Origin of the sequence: Burkholderia sp. MSHR3999 (genome assembly GCF_000833595.1) — a bacterium.
Taxonomy (GTDB): Bacteria; Pseudomonadota; Gammaproteobacteria; order Burkholderiales; family Burkholderiaceae; genus Burkholderia; species Burkholderia ubonensis.
In genome coordinates this window covers 223410-238920 of record NZ_JRFO01000007.1, presented here as the reverse complement: position 1 = coordinate 238920, position 15511 = coordinate 223410, and the positions used below count along the sequence as shown (strand labels likewise).

Genomic DNA, 15511 nt, shown 5'->3' with positions numbered 1-15511 from the left:
CGCTACCCGACGTTCATCGGCAGCAGCACCATCTGCTTGCCCTCGACGTGCAGCCGCGCCTGCAGCTCGACGGGCGTCTGGTTGTGCAGCCACGCGGTCAGGAAATTCACGCGCTTGAATATCAGCTTGCTCGCGAAGCACACGCTGTTCGGAAACTCGTCGAGCGTGGCCGACGCGAGGTTCATGAATTCGAGCACCGGGTTCGTGCCGAAGCCGATCCGGTAATCGGCCGCGATGCCGTTGCGCCGGCAATGCGCGACGTAATAGTCGAGCGCTTCGGTGATCGTGTGCCGCAGGCGTTCGAGATGCTCGTGCCCGTCGTACGCCTTCGCGTCGACTTCGCCGACCGCGAGAAAAATCACGTTGCGGAAGTGCCCCGGGAACAGCCGGTTCACCCACAGCAGCGCATGCATGCTCGCGCCGCGATGCTTGCCGACCAGCAGCACCGCGGTCGGCTGCGACGGGTCCGGCTTGCCCGGCGCCGTCGCCTCGTCGACGGCGGGCGGCGCGCCGGAGAACAGCGCATCCTCCTTCGCGAGCTGCGCGCGCGTATCCGCATAGTGGCGGTTGATCATGAAGCACAGCGCGATCACCGCGCTCGTCACGAGCACCGTCAGCCAGCCGCCGGCGGTGAACTTCTCGACCAGCGTGATCGCGAGCACCGTCGACGTGACGACCAGCCCGAGCGCGGTCAGCAGGAAATGCTTGTACCAGCCGCGGTCCGTGCGGCGCTGGCGCCACCAGTAGGTGCTCATGCCGAGCAGCGACATGCTGAAGGTCAGGAACACGTTGATGCTGTACAGCACGACGAGCACGTCGACGCTGCCGTGGGTCCACAGCAGGATCAGCAGGCTCGACACGCCGACGACGATGATGCCGTTCTGCCGCACGAGGCGCGTCGACAGGTCGCGGAAATGGCGCGGCACCCACGAGTCGGACGCCATGTTCGACAGCACCGCCGGGCCGTCGAGAAAGCCGGTCTGCGCGCCGACCAGCAGCAGCCCCGCCTCGAACGCGAGCACGGCCGCGAGCAGCGCGTGCCGCGCGAACGACGAGCCGAGGCCAAGCTGGTCGATCACGCTGCCGAACACGACCGCGTTGAGCGTCTGCCCTTCGACCGGCTTCGCATGCCACAGCATGTACAGCAGGATGATCCCGCCCGCGGTGAACGCGAGCGACGTCGCCATGTACCACATCGTCACCTTGCCGCTCGGCACGCGCGGCTCGGCCAGCATGTTCACGTTGTTCGACACCGCCTCGAGGCCGGTATACGTCCCGCCGCCGAGCGAGAACGCGCGCATCAGCAGCGCGAGCATCACGAACGTGCCGAGCGACTGCGACATCCCGTGCGCCTCGCGCATCGCGTCGGGCACGATCGACACGAGATGGTCGCCGTGCACCGCGATGCCGTATACGATCAGCCCGAAGTGCAGCACGACGAAGCCGAAGAAGATCGGCAGCAGCACCATGATCGATTCCCGCATGCCGCGGAAGTTGAGCCCCGTCATCAGCACGATGAGGACGATCTCGGTGGTGAGCTTGAACGCCTGCGCGCCGACCGGCAGCAGGCTGAAGAACGCGTCGACGCCGCTCGCGAGCGACGTCGCGACGGTCAGCACGTAGTCGACCAGCAGCGCCGCGCCGGACACGAGCCCGGGCTTCGGCCCGAGCAGCGCGGTCGAGACGCGGTAGCCGCCGCCGCCGGTCGGGAACAGCTCGATCACCTGGTTGTAGCCGATCGCGATGATGAAGACCGTCGCGGCGGTCGCGAGCGCGAGGAACAGCGCGAGCGGGTGGTGCTGGCCGAGCGCGAGGAACGCCTCTTCCGGGCCGTAGCACGACGACGACAGGCCGTCGGCGCCGAGCCCGACCCAGGCGAGCAGCGGCGTCACCGCGATCGCATGGCGCGTGCGTGGATCGAGCGGATCGAGGGGCTTGCCGACGAGCGTCTGCCAGACCTTCTGGAGTGCGGCCATGATCCCTCCGGAACACGCGACGCGTCCGCGCCACTGCATTCAAAAGTAAATGAGTTCCGGGACGGCCGCCAGTCGGCGTATTCCATGACGCCGTGCCGGAAATCGGCCGCTTTCTTTCAGGACGCCTACGGGCGGCAGACAATGCGCCGTCGCGTCAACCGGCCTCGCCCAGCGCGCGGGCGAGCAGCCGCGACACGCCCGTGAAGGCCGGATGCGGCGCGGTGATCACGAAGGTCGGAATCCTCGCGAGATAGCCGGCGAAGCGGCCCTTCGCCTCGAAGCGCGCGCGAAACGGCGACGCGTCGAACCGCGCGCCGAGGCGCGGCACGACGCCCCCGCCTATATAGATGCCGCCGGTCGCGCCGAGGGTCAGCGCCAGGTTGCCCGCGAACGTGCCGAGCATGCCGCAGAAGCAGTCGAGCGTCGCGATGCAGCGTGCGTCGACGGCAAGCGAGCGTTCGATGATCGTGGCCGTATCGACGCCGGCCGCGTCGACGCCGTCGCGCGCGGCAAGCGCCGCGTGAATCACGGCGATGCCGGGCCCCGCCGCGAGCCGTTCGAACGACACGTGCGGCCAGCGGGTGCGCGCGTAGCGCAGCACCGCATCCTCGCGTTCATCGGCCGGCGCGAACGACACGTGCCCGCCTTCGCCGGACAGCGGCGCCCACGCATCGCCCACGCGCACGAGCGCGGAAACGCCCAGCCCGGTTCCAGCGCCGAGCACGCCGATCGTGCCGCCGGGTTGCACATCGCCGCCGCCGACCTGCCGCCGCTGTTCCCCGGACAAATGCGGCACGGCCATCGCGAGCGCCGCGAAATCGTTGACCACATGCAGCGTGTCGAAGCCGAGCGCGCGGCGCGTCGCGTCGATCGAGAAGCGCCAGTCGTGATTCGTCATGCTGACTAGATCCCCGTCCACCGGATTGGCGATCGCGATCGCCGCATGCCGCACGCGCGCGCCGCCGGCGTCGCGCAGGAACGCACGCATTGCATCGGCAACGCTTGCATGGTCGCCGCAGCGGTAGACGCGCACATTGCCGATCTCGCCGCGCGCGGTCTCCAGCGCGAAGCGCGCATGCGTGCCGCCGATGTCCGCCAGCAGGCGGGGTTCGGCGGCACGCGCGGCGCACCGCGCGACAGGGTCGCCGTTGAGGGTCGCTTCGCTCATCGTTTCTCCCGGATCGTCATCGCATGTCGGTCATATCGAGCGCGCCGGTCATGGCACCTCCGTGCCGCGCGCCGCATGCAGCAGCTCGAACCAGTGCTCGCGTTCGAGCGTGATGCGCGTCGCCGCCACCGCCTCGCGCAGCGCCGCGATCCGGCCCGACCCGACGATCGGCAGCGGCCGGCATGGCAGCGCGAGCAGCCACGCGAACAGCACCGTCGTCGCCGGCACGCCGAGCGCGCCACCGATCCGCTCGGCGCAGGCGCGCACCCGCGTCGCGGCCGGCGACGCGTCGGTCAGCAGCCGCCCGCCCGCGAGCGGCGACCACAGCATCGGCGGACAACGCCAGCGCTGCGCCTGGTCGAACGTGCCGTCGTCGAGCGGCGCGAGATGCAGCAGCGAGCATTCGACCTGGTTCGTCGCGAGCGACAGCCCGTGCTCGTCCATCCGGTCCTGCAGCAGCGCCGCCTGCGCGGGCGTAAAGTTCGATATCCCGAATTCCCTCACCTTGCCGTCGCGCCACAGCGCCGCGAACGTCGCCGCGACTTCGTCGGCATCCATCAGCGGATCGGGACGATGCAGCAGCAGCAGGTCGAGCCGGTCGGTGCGCAGCGCGCGTAGCGACTGCTCGACCGACGCGACGACGTGCGCGGCCCGCGTGTCGTAATGCTTGATCCGGTGCGCGGGCCGCTGTGGGGACACGAGCCGGATTCCGCACTTCGTCACGATCTGCATCCGCTCGCGCAGTTGCGGCGCATCCGCGAGCACGTCGCCGAATAAACCCTCGGCCGTGTAGTCGCCGTAGATGTCCGCATGGTCGAAGCTCGTCACGCCGAGTTCGAGCGCCGCCTCGATCAACGCGCGGCGCTCGCCGCGCGACAGCCGCCAGTCGGCGATGCGCCACATCCCGAACACGATGCGCGAGAACGGCATCGCATCGGCGCCCATCGGGATCGTCGTGCAAGGTTCGTTCATCGCGCTCACCACCACCATTCGACCTGCGCGCCGACCGTCGACCCGCTGCGCGACGTCCCGAAGATGCCGGTCGTCGACAGCGGATCGCCGGGCGCCGCCGCATCCTGCGCCGCCTTGTTCCAGCGCGCATACGTGTAGAACACGCGGAATTCCGGCCGCGACCAGAACGAGCGGTCCATCGCGAGCGTCAGCGCGACGCTCGCCTTCAGCAGCGTGCGCGTCGGCCCGCCGGACGGCGTCACGCGGTCGTGCCCGAGGTCGCCCTGCAGCTTCACGTGCTGCGTGAATGCGTACACCGGCCGCACGCCCATCGACACCCAGGTCTGCGAGCCGCCCGACGGCGCGATGTCGCGCTGCCAGATGCCGACCACCTGCCCGCCGAAGTCGCGCGTCGCCTGCCAGTCGAACGCGTCGAGCACGCGGATGCTCTTGTAGCGGTTGTCGTTCGTCAGCGTGCCCGTATAGCCGAGGCCGGTGCCCGGGCCGACGCCGTACTGGAACGCGAGCTTGTTCTTGCCGCCGAGCAGGTTGGTCTGCACGTGCTGGACCGTGACCGACCAGCCGCTGTGCGCGTCCTGCATCACGCCGCTCGCGTTCAGCACCGGCGCGCGCGCCGGAAGGTACGACAGCCCGAACTGCAGTTCGCCGCCCGGGTTCGGATGCACGCCGGACAGCTGCAGGTCATGGCGCGTCGCGTAGTTCGGCTGGTCGATGTAGTCCTCGCGGAACAGCGCATAGCTGAGCTTCAGGCCGCCGCCGATCGGCACGTTCTCGATGCCCGCGCCGAGGCCGCTCGGGTTCCAGTAGTAGAAGTCGTTCATGTGGACGTCGTTGCGCCGGTAGTAGATGCGCCCGAACCAGATCCGCATGTCGTCGAGCCCCGGAAAGTTGGTGAGCTGCACGTAAGACTGCGGCAGGCGCACGCGTCCATGATTGCCGTCGAAGGTCGGCGTGCGGTCGAGATCGTTCACGAGGCTCGCCATCGCCACCGCCGACAGTTGCATGCCGTTCGCGAACTTGTAGAGCGTCTGGTCGATCTCCAGCTCGCCGTAGACCTGGCATTCGTTGCCGAGCCGGTACTTGCTCGGCGCGCCCGGCAACTGAAAGCAGGCCTGCGAATGGCCTTCGCTCGTGCCGATGCCGGCCCGCATATAACCGTGGAACTGCGTCCACGGCGTGAGCTGGTTCCAGGCCGACGACGGCGTCGGCGTCACCACGTTGGCGGGATTCGTGTCGGCCGGCACGACGCCGGTGGCCTGCGAGAGGCCGCCCGGCGCGCTGTCGGCGGCAACGGTCGCCGTGGGGTCCGGCGCCGCGTGCAGCGCGGCCGACGCGACGGCCAGCGACAAGGTGGCGGCAAGCCGCGTGAGCCTGAACGGGCCGCGCGCGATGCGGCCTGCTTCGTCGATCATGAACGTGTCTCCAAACATGTTGTCGCGCCGCGTGCGATGCGCGGCGTCATCGAATAGGTATGGGTGCTGCGTCGTCCGTCATGCCGCCCGCGGGCCGGCGCGGTGGACGAGCCGCGCGCCGGCCCGGTGCGAAGTCAGCCCGCGACGTCGAGATCGAGCACCGGCGGCGCGTCAGCGGCGGCCGACCCCGCCGCGTGAATGCGGATCGGCTCGCCCGCGGCCGCGCTCGCATAGATCGCGTCGAGGATCTCCATCACGATCAGCCCCTCCTCGCCCGGCGCGGGATGCGGGACGTCGCACAGGATCGCTTCCGCGTAGTCGTACATCGCCGAATGCGCGCCGTCCGCGGGCGGGTTCAGGCGCATGTCGAACTGCGCGCCGTTCTGCTCGATGAAGATGTGCGCGTCGAACGTGTAGCCTTCGTTCAGGTTCTTCTGCAGCAGCCCCGCGCGCGTGCCGAGCAGGCGCGTCTCCATCAGCTCCGCTTCCTGGATGTTGGTCGCCCACGACGCCTCGAGCGCGAGCGTCGCGCCGTTGTCGAAGCGGATCAGCGCGGCCGCGAGATCCTCGACGTCGAAGGTCTTGCCCGCGCGCGTCGCGAGCTCGCGCGCGATCGGGTCGTAGGTGCTGCCCATCACCCACACCGGCTTCGGATAGCCCATCAGCCACAGCGCGAGATCGAGTCGGTGCACGCCGAGATCGATCAGCGGCCCGCCGCCCGCGAGCGCCTTCGTGCCGAACCAGCCGCCGAAGCCGGGCATGCCGCGCCGGCGATGCCACACCGTGCGGCCGAAATAGAAATCGCCGAACACCCCGCCGTCGACCTGTGCCTTCAGCGCCCGCGACTGCGCGCTGAAGCGGTACGAGAAATTGATCATCAGCCGCTTGCCGGCGCGCTGCGCGGCGATCAGCATGTCGCGCCCCTCGTCCGCGTTCAGCGCCATCGGCTTCTCGCACAGCACGTGCGCGCCGGCGTCGAACGCGGCGAGCGTCAGCTCGCGATGGAACTTGTTCGGCGTGCACACGCTGACGACGTCCAGCTTCTCGGACGCCAACATCACATCCGCCGATGCATAGCGCGCGTCGATGCCGAACGCGTCGCCGACCTTCGCGAGCCGCTTCGCGTCGGGGTCGGCGATCGCGACCACGTCGACGTCCGGATGCTCGCGCCACCCTTCGATATGCTTGCGGCCGATCCCGAGCCCGATCACGCCGACGCGCAGGCGACGGCCGCGCGCGATCGCCGCCGCTTCCGGCAGTTCCACCTTGTAGTCGTCGTTCATGCGAGGTCTCCCGCGGTCTGCTGGATGCCGACCTGCGCGAACTGCACGCTCTTCTCGCTGAGCGTTTCGAGCGGCGGCGAGTTCGGGCAGCGGTCGGCGAGGTTCACGCGCGGCGCGGCCCACTGCACCGCGTTCGCGATCACGCGCTGCACGTTGCGGTCGTGATAGGTCGGATACGCTTCATGCCCGGGACGGAAATAGAAGATCCGGCCGTGGCCGCGCTCCCAGCAGCAGCCCGAGCGGAACACCTCGCCGCCCTCGAACCACGAGATGAACACGGTGCTGTCCGGCTGCGGAATGTCGAAGCGCTCGCCGTACATCTCCTCGTGCTGCAGCTCGAAGTACTCGCCGAGCCCGGCCGCGATCGGGTGCGACGGCTCGACCACCCACAGCCGCTCCTTCTCGGCCGCCTCGCGCCACTTCAGCGAGCAGTTCGTGCCGAGCAGGCGGCGGAAAATCTTCGAGAAGTGCCCGGAATGCAGCACGATCAGGCCCATCCCTTCGAGCACGCGGCGCTGCACGCGCTCGACGATCTCGTCGGAGACTTTCGCGTGCGCCTTGTGTCCCCACCAGACCAGCACGTCGCACGCGGCGAGCCGCGCTTCGCTGAGACCGTGCTCGGGCTGGTCGAGCGTCGCGGTGCCGATCTCGAGCGGCAGCGCACCGTGGCCGAGTGCGGGCGTCTCGGCGAGCGCGCTCGCGATCACCTGGTGAATGCCGTCGGGGTAGATCGCGCGCACGCCCGCGTTTTCGCGTTCGTGCTCGAACTCGTTCCAGACGATCACTGAAAGCTTGTTGTTTTGCATGACTATCCTTTTTCGATGGAGTGGCGCCGATTCGACAGCGGCCGTGCGCCCCGGCCGCCTGATGGTCCGGCCCGCCGCGCTCAGGCCGTGGCGAGCGCCGGCGTCGCGGCGTCGCGCAGCATGCGCTCGGCCGCACGGCCGTCCGGGTGAAACAGATGCAGCGCGCCGGCCGGCAGCTCGACGCGCAGGCGATCGCCGATCCGCGCGCCGCCGGCGTCGGTCTTCGCGACGATCGGCTGCGTGCTGAGCGGCGTATCGAGGTACAGGTAGGTGTGCTCACCCATCTGCTCGACGTGCGCGACTTCGCCCGTCACGACGCCCGCGCCGACCCGCACGTGTTCGGGGCGAATGCCGAGCGTGACGCCGGCGCCCGCTTCGAGGCCGTCGCCCGACACGTTCGCCGTCAACGCGTGCTCGCGGGCCAGCGCGCGAACCTCGCCCGCGCCGGCCGACGCGACGGCCGCCGGCAGGAAGTTCATCGCGGGCGACCCGATGAAGCCGGCGACGAACCGGCTCGCCGGGCGGTGATACAGGTCGAGCGGCGTGCCGATCTGCGCGATGCTCGCGACCCCGTGGCGGCCTTCGAGCGGCCGCAGCAGCACGATCTTGTCGGCGAGCGTCATCGCCTCGACCTGGTCGTGGGTCACGTAAATCATGCTGGTGCTGTCGAGGCTGCGGTGCAGCTTCGCGATCTCGACGCGGGTCTTCACGCGCAGCGCGGCGTCGAGGTTCGACAGCGGCTCGTCGAACAGGAACACCTTCGGCTTGCGCACGATCGCGCGGCCGATCGCGACGCGCTGCCGCTGGCCGCCGGACAACGCGCCGGGCTTGCGTTCGAGCAGTTCGGTCAGACGCAGCGATTCCGATGCGAGCCGCACCCGCCGGTCGATCTCGTCCTTCGGCAAGCGCAGGTGGCGCAGGCCGAACGCCATGTTTTCGTAGACGGACATGTGCGGATAGAGCGCGTAGCTCTGGAACACCATCGCGATGTCGCGTTTCGCGGGCGCGAACGTGTTCACGCAGCGTCCGTCGATCCACACGTCGCCCGCGCTCTGCTCGTCGAGGCCGGCGACGATCCGCAGCAACGTCGACTTGCCGCAGCCCGACGGGCCGATGAACACGCAGAACTCGCCGGGTTCGACGGTGAGATTCACGTCACTGAGGATGGGGGCCGCGCCGAACTGCTTGTTGAGACCGCTCAACCTGATCTGACTCATGCTTGCTCTCCTGATCCTGACGACTCAACCCTTGACTGCGCCGGCCGTGAGGCCGGAGACGATTTGCCGCTGGCACACCATCACGAGCAGCACGAGCGGCACCGTGACGATCACCGACGCGGCCATGATGGTTCCCCACGGCAGCTCGTAGCTGCTCGCGCCCGAGATCATCGTGATCGCGACGGGCACCGTGCGCTCGCCCGACGAGATCGTGAAGGTGAGCGCGAACAGGAACTCGTTCCATGCCGACACGAACGCGAGCAGCGACGTCGCGGCGAGCGCCGGACGCAGCAGCGGCAGGAAGATCCGGAAGATCAACGTGAATACGCCGACGCCGTCGACGAGCGCCGCGTCCTCCAGCTCGCGCGGCAGCTCGCGCATGAAGGTGACGAGGATCCAGATCGTGAACGGCAGCGTGAAGATCAGGTCCGACAGCACGAGCGCGCCGAGATGGTCGTACAGGCCGAGCGCGCGGACCAGCTCGAACAGGCCCGACAGGATCGCGACCTGCGGAAACATCGACACGCCGAGGATGCACATCATCAGCACGCCGCGCCCGCGGAACGACACGCGGCCGAGCGCATATGCGGCGAGCACCGACACCGCGAGCGACACCGCGACCGCGCCGCCCGCGACGAGCGCCGAGTTCAGCAGGTACGCGCCGAACGGCTGGTCGTTGAACAGCTGGCGATAGTTGTCCAGCGACGGGCTGACCGGGAACAGCGACGTATCGAACAGCGCGTCGCCATGCTTGACCGACGTGCCGATCATGTAGACGAACGGGAACAGCGCGATCACCAGCACGAGCGCCGACAGCAGCGTGTGGATCGCGATCTCGACCGGATGCTTCTTCATGTCAGGCCTCCTGCATGCGGCGGCGGCTGACCGCCATGTAGCCGACGGTGAACAGCACGATCGTGACGAACAGCAGCATCGCCGACGCCGACCCGAAGCCGACCTGCTGGAAATCGATCAGCTGCTCGCGCACGTACACCGACATGCTCTTCGTGACCCGGCTGTTCGACGTCATCACGTAGATCAGGTCGAACACGCGCAGCGCGTCGAGCGAGCGGAAGATCATCGCGACCAGCACGCCGGGCAGGATGAGAGGCAGCGTCACCGAGCGGAACACGCGCCAGCGCGGCACGCCGTCGACGCGCGCGGCTTCGTAGCAGTCGCGCGGCACGGTCTGCAGCGCGGCGAGCATCAGGAGCGCCATGAACGGCGTCGTCTTCCACACGTCGACGAGCACGATGGTCGGGAACACGAGCTGCGCATCGGCGGTGAACGCGAGCGGCTCATGGATCGCGCCGACCGCCATCAGCATTGCGTTGACGATGCCGAACTGGTCGTTGAGCATCCAGCTCCAGATCTTGGCCGACACGACGGTCGGGATCGCCCACGGCACCAGCACCGCCGCGCGCAGCAGCGTGCGCAGCCGCGACGGCACGTCGAGCAGCAGCGCGACGCCGAGGCCCGCGCCCGTCTCGAGCAGCACCGACACGACGGCGAACAGCACGGTATTGCCGACCGCCTGCCACCACGCCGGGTCGCGCAGCACGCCGGCCGCGCCGAGATAGTTGTCGAGGCCAACGAAATGGCGCTGCGACAGGTCGGCGAGCTGCGCGTCGGTCAGGCTGAACCACGCGGTGCGCACGAGCGGCCAGCCGGCGATCGCCACCAGCGCCAGCATCGCGGGCGCGACCAGCAGCCACGCCTGGCGCCGGCGGGCCTGCACGAGCCCCGCGCCGGGCCGCGCGGGCGCCTGCTCAAACGGAGGAGTACTACTGATCTGGATGCTTCCGGTTCTCATGCGATGTCTCCTGCGGGGCCGGCGCCGTCAGGCAGCCGGCCGGATCGATCGGGCGCGGGCGGCCCCGCTCAGCGCCAGTTGCCGCCGGGCGCGAGCCGGTTCAACGACGCGGCGAGCCGCGCGAGCGCGCCCGACGCGGTGTCGCTGCCGGCGAGCACGTCGTGCGCGGCGTTCCAGAACTGGTTGCTGACCTGGTTGTACTTCGCGCCGGTGACCGTCGACGGGCGCGCGACCGCGCTGGTGAAGGTCGGCAGCAGGTCGGCCATGAACGGGTTGGCCTGCAGGATGTCCTTGTCCCGGTAGAGCGCCGGCATCGTCGGGTTGTACGAGCCCTGCACCGCGCGCATCTTCTGAACCTCGGCGCTCGCCAGGTACATCACGAGATCGGCGGCCAGCTTCGGGTTCGGCGAGTAGCGCGACACGGCGAGCTGCCAGCCGCCGAGCGCGGCGGCGGGCCGCCCGTCGGCGCCGCCCTTCGGCAGCGGCGCGATGCCGACCTTGCCCTTGATCGGGCTGCCCGCGCGGTTCGCGATCGCCCATGCATACGGCCAGTTGCGCATGAACACCGCGTTGCCGGCCTGGAACACGCCGCGCGCCTCCTCCTCGCCGTAGTTCAGCACCGCCTTCGGGCTGATCGTGCCGACCCATTTCGCCGATTGTTCGAGCGCCTTGATCGCGCCCGGGTTGTCGATCGTCACGCGGCCCTTGTCGTCGACCACCGTGCCGCCGTTGTAGCTGCTGACCCATTCGAGCGCGTCGCAGGTCAGCCCTTCATAGGCGCGCCCCTGCCATACGTAGCCCCAGACCTTCTCGCTGCCGGCGGCGCGCTCGCCCGCCTGGATCTTGCGCGCGGTCGCGTCGAGCTCGTCCCACGTCGCGGGCACCTTCATCCGGTACTTGTCGAGCAGGTCCTTGCGGTAGTACAGCAGCCCCGTGTCGATGAACCACGGCATCGCGACCAGCTTGCCGTTCACGGTGTCGTTCGCGACGATGCTCGGGAACGACTGGCTCTCCAGCCCCTTGCTGTACGGCTTCAGGTCGATCAGGTGGTTCGCGAGGATGCCCGGCCAGACCGTGTCGATCTGCATCACGTCGATCTTGTCCGAGCCGCTGCCGAGCAGCTGCTGGTACAGCGCGAGCGTCTCGCTCGAGTTGTTCGGCATGCTGATGAACTCGACCTCGTTGCCGGTCTTCTCGGCCCAGCGCTTCGCCGAGACCTGGCAGATGTCCTGGTCGACGCCGGCCGCGCCGCATGCAATCCGCAGCGTCGCCGCGCCGGCGGTGACGGACGCGGCGGCCATCGTTGCGAGCGCCATCGTCAGCAATCCAGCCTTGAGCTTCATCATCGGGTGTGTCTCCAGTGTCGTTCGAATCGTGCGCCGCAGGCGTCGCGAGCGCGTCGCCGGGTGCCGTGGGTGTATGAGACTCCAGTCCCGTTAATCGAAAATTTCGGAAATCCGACCCGCCATTAACAATCGAAACAATCGGCTCGGCGGATCAGGCGAGGAGCGCGGCGAGCGCCGCCAGATCGAACGGCTTCGGCACGAACGGCAGGTCCGCGCGCCAGTCGGGATGGGCCTGATGGATCTCGGGCGGCAGGCCCGACGTCAGCGCGACGCGCTGCGCCGGCCAGCGCTGCGCGAGCCGCGCGGCGAACGCGATGCCGCTGCCGCCCGCGCCGAGCGAGATGTCCGACAGCACGAGCGTGACCGGGCCGTGCTCGGCCAGCCAGTCGAACGCCGCTTCGCCGGTCGCGACCGCGTCGGCCTGCGCGCCGAGCGCCGCGAACTGGCTGAGCGCCGTGTCGCGCACCTCGGGATCGTCGTCGACCACCAGCACGCGCGTGCCGGCCCGCAACGCGGCGGGCAGCGCAGGCGCGGCGGTCGCCGCACCGCGCCGCTCGGGCGCCGCGCCTTCCGGCAGCCACAGCTCGACGCGCGTGCCGCGGCCGACCTCGCTGTGGATTCGCAGGTCGCCGCCGCTCTGGCGCACGAAGCCGTACACGCTGCTGAGGCCGAGCCCGCTGCCCTCGCCGGCCGCCTTGGTCGTGAAGAACGGATCGATCACCTTGTCGAGCAGCAGCGGCGCGATCCCGCAGCCGGTATCGGTCACGCTCAGCACGATCGCGCACGGCGCGGCCGCGCCGTCGGCCGCCGGTTCGCGGCGCGCGGCCAGCGTGAGCGTGCCGCCGTCCGGCATCGCGGCGGCGCTGTTGAGCGTCAGGTTCAGCACCGCGTTCTCGAGCTGGCCGCGATCGACGTTCACCCACAGCGGCTCCGCGGCCGGCTCCAGCACCACCGTCACGCGCTGGCCCGCCGAATACTCGACGAGATCGAGCATCTCCGCGAGCATCGCCCGCACCGACACGCGCTCGGCCTGCAGCGGCTGGCGCCGCGCGAACGCGAGCAGCCGCCGCGTGAGGCGCGACGCGCGCTCGGCCGCGCGGCGCGCCCGCTCGGCCATCGTCTGCGCGTCGTGCTGCCCGTCGAGGCGCGGCAGCAGCAGCTCCAGGTTGCCGAGGATCGCGACCAGGAAGTTGTTGAAATCGTGCGCGACGCCGCCCGTGAGCTGCCCCAGCACGTCCATCTTCTGCGCCTGGCGCAGCTCCGCCTCGACCGCGCGCCGGCTCGTCAGGTCGCGGCACACCGCGACCCAGCCGCCGTCCGGCAGCGGCTGGCAGTGGAATTCGAGGATCCGCCGGTCGCGCAGGTGCAGTTCGGCCGACGCGGCGATGCGCGCGCCGTCCGACGTGCGGGTCGCGGTCTCGCGCGACACCTGGCGCCAGCGCGCGGGCGGGGCGACGGCGCGCCGCAGCGTCGCGAGCGGCAGGCCCGCATGCAGCGCGGCGGCGTCGATCCCGAGCAGCGTCGCGAAAGTCGGATTCCACGCGATCAGGCTGCCGTGCGCGTCGTGCACGGACACACCGTCGTTCATCGAGTTGAGCACGGACTCCTGCAGGCGGCGCTGCGCCTCGAGCCCTTGCGTCAACTGCTCCTTCTCGATCAGGTTGGTGCGGAACACCTCGAACGCGCGCGCCAGCTCGCCGATTTCGTCCGGCCGGTGCGTCGACGGCATCCGGTCCGACGTCACCCCCTTCGCGAGGCGCGCCATCACGCGCGTCATCGCCTGCAGCTTGCGCAGGATGCGGCTCGCGTACGCGACGCCGAGCAGCGCGACCGCGACGCCCGCCACCGCCAGCAGCAACAGCCCCGACTGGCTCGACACCGCGACCTTGCGCACCTTGTCGCTGCGCTCGCTCGCGATCTGCCGCAGCCGCTCGACGTAGCGCGCGGACTTGCCGCTCAAGTGGTCCGCATGGCCGCGCAGCAGCGTGACGAGGTAGCCCGTCTGCGTCTCGCTCGCGAGGAACTCGCGGCGCACCGCGAACACGCTGCGCGCGCCGCCGTCGAGCCGCTGCAGCGCATCGGCGAGCGCGGGCTGGCGGCGGTCCTCGCCGCGCTCGCGCACGCGCAGCCACAGCGCCTCGTTGTCGCTCTCGGCGCTGCCGAGCTCCGCCGCGTTCGCCGCCTGCAGCGCGCCGGCGGTGCGCGCCCAGATCTCGAGCAGCGTCGGCGCGCGCTGCGCGATCAGGCTCTTGTCGCGCGCGATGCTGGCGCCGATGCGGTCGTTCTCCATGCGCAGCTCGCTCAGCTCCTCCTTGAGCTGCCGCTGCCTGCCCGACACGACCAGCAGCCGCGCGAGATCCTGGTCGATCGCGTCGAGGTCGTCGGTCACCGCGAGCCGCTCGCCCGCCTTCGCGGCCGGGCCGGGCTGCATGCCGAAGCCCGGCGACAGGCGCCGGATGTCGCCGAGCAGGCCGCGCAGCAGCTCGGTGTCGTTGTGCAGCAGGTCCGGCGAATCGGTCAGCATCATGCTCGGCGCAACCGCCGCGAGCTGCGCGACCTTGTCCGACAGCTCGAGCGCGCGGGCGATCTCCGGCACCACGTTCGCCTCGTATTCGTCGAGCGCGTTCTGGTTCGCGCGCATGCCGAGCACGCCGACCACGACGACCGCGAGCGTGATGCCGAACAGCAGCAGGAACGTCGCGGTCAGCTTGGTCCGCACGCTCCACGGCGGCAACGGGTTGAACGAGGCGCGCATCGCGTCACACGCGCACGACCGGCACCGCGAACACATAGCCGACGCCGCGCTGCGTGCGGATATAGGTCGGCTGCTCGGGGTTCGGCTCGATCTTGCGGCGCAGCCGCAGGATCAGCACGTCGATCGTGCGGTCGTAGACGTCGATGCCGAAGCCGCGCGTGTGCTCGAGCAGCTGGTCGCGCGACCACACGCGCGACGGCTGCTGCACCATCGCGGCGAGCAGTTCGAACTCGCCCTGCGTCAACGCGCAGGCGCTGCCGTCATGGGTCAAGGTGCGCGCGGCGAGGTCCAGCGTCCAGCCGTCGAAGCAGAAGCGCGGGCCGCCCCCGTTCGACGCGGGGCGGGGCATCGACAGCTCGGTCGTGCGCCGCAACTGCGCGCGCACCCGCGCGAGCAGCTCGCGCCCCGAGAACGGCTTCGTGACGAAATCGTCGGCCGCGGTCTCGAGGCCGAGCACGCGGTCGGTTTCGTCGCCGAGGCCGCTGATCATGATGATCGATACGTCGGAGCGCCGCCGCAGCTCGCGCGCGACCGTGAGGCCGTCCTCGCCGCGCAGCTTCAGGTCGAGAATGACGAGCGCGTGCGGCGCGGCCGCCAGCCGCTGCTGCATGTGCGCGGCGCTGTCGACCGCCGACACCTCGAATCCCGCCTCTTCCAGCACGCCCGTCAGCCAGGCGCGCACTTCCGGATCGTCGTCCAGGACCAGGATCCGATGTTTTTCTGACATGCGTGTTCTCCTCCATGCCGGCCGCGTGCGCCGATT

General features: G+C 69.9%; 11 protein-coding genes and 1 pseudogene. All 12 read right to left on the bottom strand.

What is annotated here, in order from left to right; translation table 11 throughout:
- Positions 1-2: 2 nt before the first annotated feature.
- The 12 genes and pseudogenes from KY49_RS24700 to KY49_RS24645 all read right to left on the bottom strand — a co-directional run bounded on the left by KY49_RS24700 (position 3) and on the right by KY49_RS24645 (position 15475).
- The gene (locus KY49_RS24700; protein WP_042587107.1) at positions 3-1976 is read right to left on the bottom strand and encodes an APC family permease; all 1974 of its coding nucleotides are present in this window, start codon (positions 1974-1976) and stop codon (positions 3-5) included.
- Positions 1977-2145: 169 nt separating this feature from the next.
- Positions 2146-3144, bottom strand: a pseudogene (locus KY49_RS24695) (glucokinase); the annotation flags it as partial.
- Positions 3145-3192: 48 nt separating this feature from the next.
- Positions 3193-4116 (bottom strand): aldo/keto reductase, encoded by a 924-nt coding sequence (locus tag KY49_RS24690; protein ID WP_042588699.1) that lies wholly within the window; start codon positions 4114-4116, stop codon positions 3193-3195.
- A gap of 5 nt (positions 4117-4121) precedes the next feature.
- A complete protein-coding gene (locus KY49_RS24685) occupies positions 4122-5528 on the bottom strand; it encodes a maltoporin (protein WP_197083602.1) in 1407 nt (468 codons plus the stop codon).
- Between the two features lie 134 nt (positions 5529-5662).
- Positions 5663-6811, bottom strand: coding sequence for a Gfo/Idh/MocA family protein (locus tag KY49_RS24680; protein ID WP_042587105.1), 1149 nt, complete (start codon positions 6809-6811; stop codon positions 5663-5665).
- Complete coding sequence (locus KY49_RS24675) at positions 6808-7617, bottom strand: ThuA domain-containing protein (protein ID WP_042587104.1); 810 nt, start codon at positions 7615-7617, stop codon at positions 6808-6810. The genes KY49_RS24680 and KY49_RS24675 overlap by 4 nt, the downstream gene beginning before the upstream one ends.
- Before the next feature lie 80 nt (positions 7618-7697).
- Positions 7698-8834: an ABC transporter ATP-binding protein gene (locus KY49_RS24670; RefSeq protein WP_042587103.1), complete on the bottom strand. Its 1137-nt coding sequence runs from the start codon at positions 8832-8834 to the stop codon at positions 7698-7700.
- Between the two features lie 24 nt (positions 8835-8858).
- A complete protein-coding gene (locus tag KY49_RS24665) occupies positions 8859-9689 on the bottom strand; it encodes a carbohydrate ABC transporter permease (protein ID WP_042587102.1) in 831 nt (276 codons plus the stop codon).
- 1 nt (position 9690) lies between these two features.
- A complete protein-coding gene (locus tag KY49_RS24660) occupies positions 9691-10647 on the bottom strand; it encodes a carbohydrate ABC transporter permease (protein WP_042587101.1) in 957 nt (318 codons plus the stop codon).
- A gap of 68 nt (positions 10648-10715) precedes the next feature.
- A complete protein-coding gene (locus KY49_RS24655) occupies positions 10716-11993 on the bottom strand; it encodes an ABC transporter substrate-binding protein (RefSeq protein ID WP_197083601.1) in 1278 nt (425 codons plus the stop codon).
- Between the two features lie 151 nt (positions 11994-12144).
- Positions 12145-14748 carry an ATP-binding protein gene (locus KY49_RS24650; RefSeq protein WP_042587100.1) on the bottom strand — a complete coding sequence of 868 codons (2604 nt, stop codon included), beginning with the start codon at positions 14746-14748 and terminating at the stop codon, positions 12145-12147.
- A gap of 4 nt (positions 14749-14752) precedes the next feature.
- Positions 14753-15475 carry a winged helix-turn-helix domain-containing protein gene (locus tag KY49_RS24645; protein ID WP_042587099.1) on the bottom strand — a complete coding sequence of 241 codons (723 nt, stop codon included), beginning with the start codon at positions 15473-15475 and terminating at the stop codon, positions 14753-14755.
- Positions 15476-15511: the final 36 nt, after the last annotated feature.

Coding starts and splice junctions, on each gene's coding strand:
- KY49_RS24700 (WP_042587107.1), bottom strand. CDS start 1,976: ATGGCCGCACTCCAGAAGGTCTGGCAGACGCTCGTCGGCAAGCCCCTC.
- KY49_RS24690 (WP_042588699.1), bottom strand. CDS start 4,116: ATGAACGAACCTTGCACGACGATCCCGATGGGCGCCGATGCGATGCCG.
- KY49_RS24685 (WP_197083602.1), bottom strand. CDS start 5,528: ATGATCGACGAAGCAGGCCGCATCGCGCGCGGCCCGTTCAGGCTCACG.
- KY49_RS24680 (WP_042587105.1), bottom strand. CDS start 6,811: ATGAACGACGACTACAAGGTGGAACTGCCGGAAGCGGCGGCGATCGCG.
- KY49_RS24675 (WP_042587104.1), bottom strand. CDS start 7,617: ATGCAAAACAACAAGCTTTCAGTGATCGTCTGGAACGAGTTCGAGCAC.
- KY49_RS24670 (WP_042587103.1), bottom strand. CDS start 8,834: ATGAGTCAGATCAGGTTGAGCGGTCTCAACAAGCAGTTCGGCGCGGCC.
- KY49_RS24665 (WP_042587102.1), bottom strand. CDS start 9,689: ATGAAGAAGCATCCGGTCGAGATCGCGATCCACACGCTGCTGTCGGCG.
- KY49_RS24660 (WP_042587101.1), bottom strand. CDS start 10,647: ATGAGAACCGGAAGCATCCAGATCAGTAGTACTCCTCCGTTTGAGCAG.
- KY49_RS24655 (WP_197083601.1), bottom strand. CDS start 11,993: ATGATGAAGCTCAAGGCTGGATTGCTGACGATGGCGCTCGCAACGATG.
- KY49_RS24650 (WP_042587100.1), bottom strand. CDS start 14,748: ATGCGCGCCTCGTTCAACCCGTTGCCGCCGTGGAGCGTGCGGACCAAG.
- KY49_RS24645 (WP_042587099.1), bottom strand. CDS start 15,475: ATGTCAGAAAAACATCGGATCCTGGTCCTGGACGACGATCCGGAAGTG.